The organism is Nodularia chucula CCY0103 (genome assembly GCF_963923915.1).
GTDB lineage: Bacteria > Cyanobacteriota > Cyanobacteriia > Cyanobacteriales > Nostocaceae > Nodularia > Nodularia chucula.
Map to the genome: position 1 here is coordinate 1 of NZ_CAWUOL010000169.1, position 3555 is coordinate 3555.

At 37.2% G+C, this 3555-nt stretch carries 6 protein-coding genes; all 6 read left to right on the forward strand.

Going from position 1 to position 3555, the window contains the following annotated elements:
- Window positions 1-1150: N-6 DNA methylase (locus ACM0OP_RS23830; RefSeq protein WP_414530887.1), on the forward strand; the 1150-nt coding region annotated here is incomplete at its 5' end.
- Window positions 1147-1374, forward strand: coding sequence for a type II toxin-antitoxin system HicB family antitoxin (locus ACM0OP_RS23835; protein WP_414530888.1), 228 nt, complete (start codon window positions 1147-1149; stop codon window positions 1372-1374). The genes ACM0OP_RS23830 and ACM0OP_RS23835, both read left to right, overlap by 4 nt.
- Entirely contained in the window at window positions 1367-1594 is a 228-nt protein-coding gene (locus ACM0OP_RS23840; protein ID WP_414530889.1) for a type II toxin-antitoxin system HicA family toxin, read from the forward strand. Before ACM0OP_RS23835 ends, ACM0OP_RS23840 begins: the two co-directional genes overlap by 8 nt.
- A complete protein-coding gene (locus tag ACM0OP_RS23845) occupies window positions 1591-2832 on the forward strand; it encodes a type ISP restriction/modification enzyme (protein WP_414530890.1) in 1242 nt (413 codons plus the stop codon). Before ACM0OP_RS23840 ends, ACM0OP_RS23845 begins: the two co-directional genes overlap by 4 nt.
- 73 nt (window positions 2833-2905) lie before the next feature.
- Complete coding sequence (locus ACM0OP_RS23850) at window positions 2906-3145, forward strand: UPF0175 family protein (protein WP_414530891.1); 240 nt, start codon at window positions 2906-2908, stop codon at window positions 3143-3145.
- Between the two features lie 2 nt (window positions 3146-3147).
- Entirely contained in the window at window positions 3148-3318 is a 171-nt protein-coding gene (locus ACM0OP_RS23855) for a hypothetical protein (protein ID WP_414530892.1), read from the forward strand.
- Window positions 3319-3555: the final 237 nt, after the last annotated feature.

The window sequence follows — 3555 nt, forward strand, 5'->3', positions numbered from 1 at the left end:
TTGCTTTTGTTCTTTATTATACCTTATTGTTTATATTAAGGATATGTCTAATACAATTGTCGAAACTGATGCGGTGAGTCAGATTGATTGGGCGATCGCTGATTTGGTACAATTGCTGTCTCAGGTAGATATGGGCAGTATTTTAGAAAATTTTGGGCAGCGCACTCGGCAAGAAGACCCAGTTGTACATTTTTATGAGACATTTTTGTCAGCCTATAATGCCGCTTTGCGAAAAAGTCGTGGTGTTTATTACACACCAGAGCCTGTGGTGTCCTTTATTGTCCGCTCTGTGGATGCAATTCTCAAAGATAAATTTGATTTACCGTTAGGTTTAGCAGATAACGCTAAAGATCCAGTCACACAAAAACCGAGAGTGCAAATTCTTGATCCAGCAACAGGCACAGGCACGTTTTTGTATGAAGTAGTAAAGCAGATTTATCGCAACTTAGAAGAAATTGGCATGGCGAATCAGTGGGATAGCTATGTGCAAGAAAATTTGCTAAATCGCTTGTTTGGTTTTGAGTTGCTAATGGCTCCTTATGCCATTGCTCACCTGAAACTGGGTCTGCAACTTAAGGAACTAGGCTATCAATTTAAAGGCAAACAGCGATTAGGAATTTATCTCACAAATACACTAGATGAAGCACAGAAAAAATCAGAACTTTTATTTGGTCAGTTTGTGGCACAGGAAGCAAACGAAGCCGCAACAGTGAAGCGAGATACACCTGTAATGGTAGTGTTGGGTAATCCTCCCTATTCAGGACATTCAGCAAATAAAAGCGAGTGGATAGCAGGTTTAGTTAAAGATTATTACTATGTGGATGGTATGCCATTAGGAGAAAAAAATCCTAAATGGTTGCAGGATGACTATGTAAAATTTATTCGCTTTGGTCAATGGCGAATTGATCGCACAGGTTCTGGTATCCTGGCATTTATTACTAATCATGGCTACCTGGATAATCCCACATTTCGGGGAATGCGCCAGAGTTTAGAGAAGACTTTTGACGACATTTATCTGATGGATCTGCATGGTAACAGCAAGAAAAAAGAAGTTTCCCCAGATGGTTCACCTGATAAAAATGTATTTGATATTCAACAAGGGGTGGCTGTGGCTATTATGGTGAAATATCCCAAGGAGAAACCAGTATGAAACGAGTTCAACAATTTACTGCAATTATTGAGCGTGAAGGTGATGGTTATGTATCATTGTGTCCAGAATTAGACATTGCCAGTCAGGGGGATTCTGTAGAGGAAGCAAAAAATAATTTGCTGGAAGCGTTGCAACTATTTTTTGAAGTAGCAGATCCTTCAGAAATCGAGAATCGCTTACATACAGAAGTGTTTGTAACCCGATTGGAGGTAGCTATTGGGTAAACTGCGAGTCTTATCAGGTCGAGAAGTCTGCCAAATTCTAGCAGCACATAAATTTGTAGAAGTACGGCAACGTGGTAGCCATATTATCATGCAACTTAAAACTGAAGAAACAACTGTTACTGTGCCTGTTCCTAACTATGCAGAACTAAAAATTGGAACATTGCAATCTATTATTCGCCAATCAGGATTGCCCCGTTATCTTTTTGAGGTTGTCTCATGACTCGAATTTATCACGCTGATTTGTGGGGTTCACGAGAAGATAAATATCGTTTTCTTCAAGAGAATGATGTTACCACAATTCAATGGACAGAAATCTTTCCCAAGTCACCATTTTATCTTTTTGTCGCACAGGATAAAGATTTATTTACTGAGTATGAAACGGGCTGGAAAATTACAGAGATCATGCCTACTAATACTCTTGGTTTTCAAACCCATAGAGATCATTTCGCAATTGATTTCGACCGTGAGTATCTCTACCAAAAATTCAAGGAATTTAGAGATGTAAAGTTATCGGATTACGAAATTAAAAATAAACATCAAATAAAAGATAACAGAGACTGGAAGGTTGAAAATGCAAGAAAACAAATCCGTCTTGACAATGACTGGGAACAGTGGCTACTAGTTTGTCTTTATCGACCTTTTGATTGGCGGCATTGTTACTTTAGTACAATTGCAATGGATTATCCCAGATATGTATTACAACACAGCATGACTAAAGAAAATTTATCATTGCTTTGTTCAAGGCAACAAGCTACTCTTGGGTTTCATCATGTCTGGTGTACAGATGTTCCAGCGAATGACTGTGTAATATCAACAACTAGCAGAGAGGCTAATCAGGTTTTCCCACTTTACATTTATCCTGATACCAGAAATCAACAAAGCAATTTATTTATGGAAAAATCGCTTAATCTTTCTTCAAATTTTATCACAGCAATTCGTGAAAAACTGGGCTATATTCCTACCCCAGAAGCAATCTTTTATTACATTTACGCTATCTTCCACAGCCCCACCTATCGCCAACGCTACGCCGAATTTCTCAAAATCGACTTTCCCCGCGTGCCATTAACCAGTAACAATCAGCTATTCCAAGACTTGGGTGTAAAAGGTAAAGAATTAGTGGATTTGCACTTGATGAAATCGAAAAAACTCAATCAGCTAATGACTAAAATGGCTGGTGATGGCGATAATGGCGTTACAGAAGTTACCTACAAACTAACAGAACAGCGAATTTATATCAACAAAACCCGCTATTTTGAAGGCATTCCCCCTGAAGTTTGGGAATTTAAGATTGGTGGTTATCAGGTATTAGACAAATGGCTAAAAGACCGTAAAAAAGCCAAACTCACCCTATCTTTTGATGATGTGCTGCACTATCACAAGGTTGTGGTTGCTCTCAAAGAAACTATGCAGATAATGGAAGATATTGATCAACTAATTCCCAGTTTCCCAATTGAGTAAAATTTAAACATATCCCATATCTAATTGCCCAGGCGTTATAATTATTTTAGTCTCTATTTATGGAAAAATAACCATGAGTTTAGTCATTTCTGATGAGATTATCCAAGCAAGTGGATTATCAGAACAAGAATTAATTCTAGAAGTGATTATCCTTTTATTTCAGAAAAATAATATTAGTATTGGTAAAGCATCTCAACTAGCTCAAATGCCTTTATTGCAATTTCAAAATGAATTAGCTCAGAGAAATATTACTATTCATTATGATGAAAGTGACTTGGAAGTTGATTTGCAAAATTTGGGTATGATGGAATAATTATGCCAATAGTTAGCAATACCTCACCTCTTACTAATTTAGCTGCTATAGGCAAAATTGATTTATTAGAACAACTTTATGGGGAAATTATTATCCCATCAGCAGTTTTTCAAGAATTAACCGCATGGGGAGATTCTATACCAGGATCTAAAGAAGTTAAGACATTAAATTAGATTCAAGTTCAACCAATTAATGATAATAGTTTAGTAGATTTATTAAAAACTAAATTAGATCCAGGTGAGTCTTCAGCAATCACTTTAGCCTTAGAATTAAACGCAGATTGGTTGATTATCTACGAACAACTGGGCAGAAAAATCGCAATTGGATACGGCTTAAAAATTACCGGGATTTTAGGTCAGGGTTAGCGCGTCTCAAACCCTATTGACAGTGGGATTCTAGGAGAGGATTGA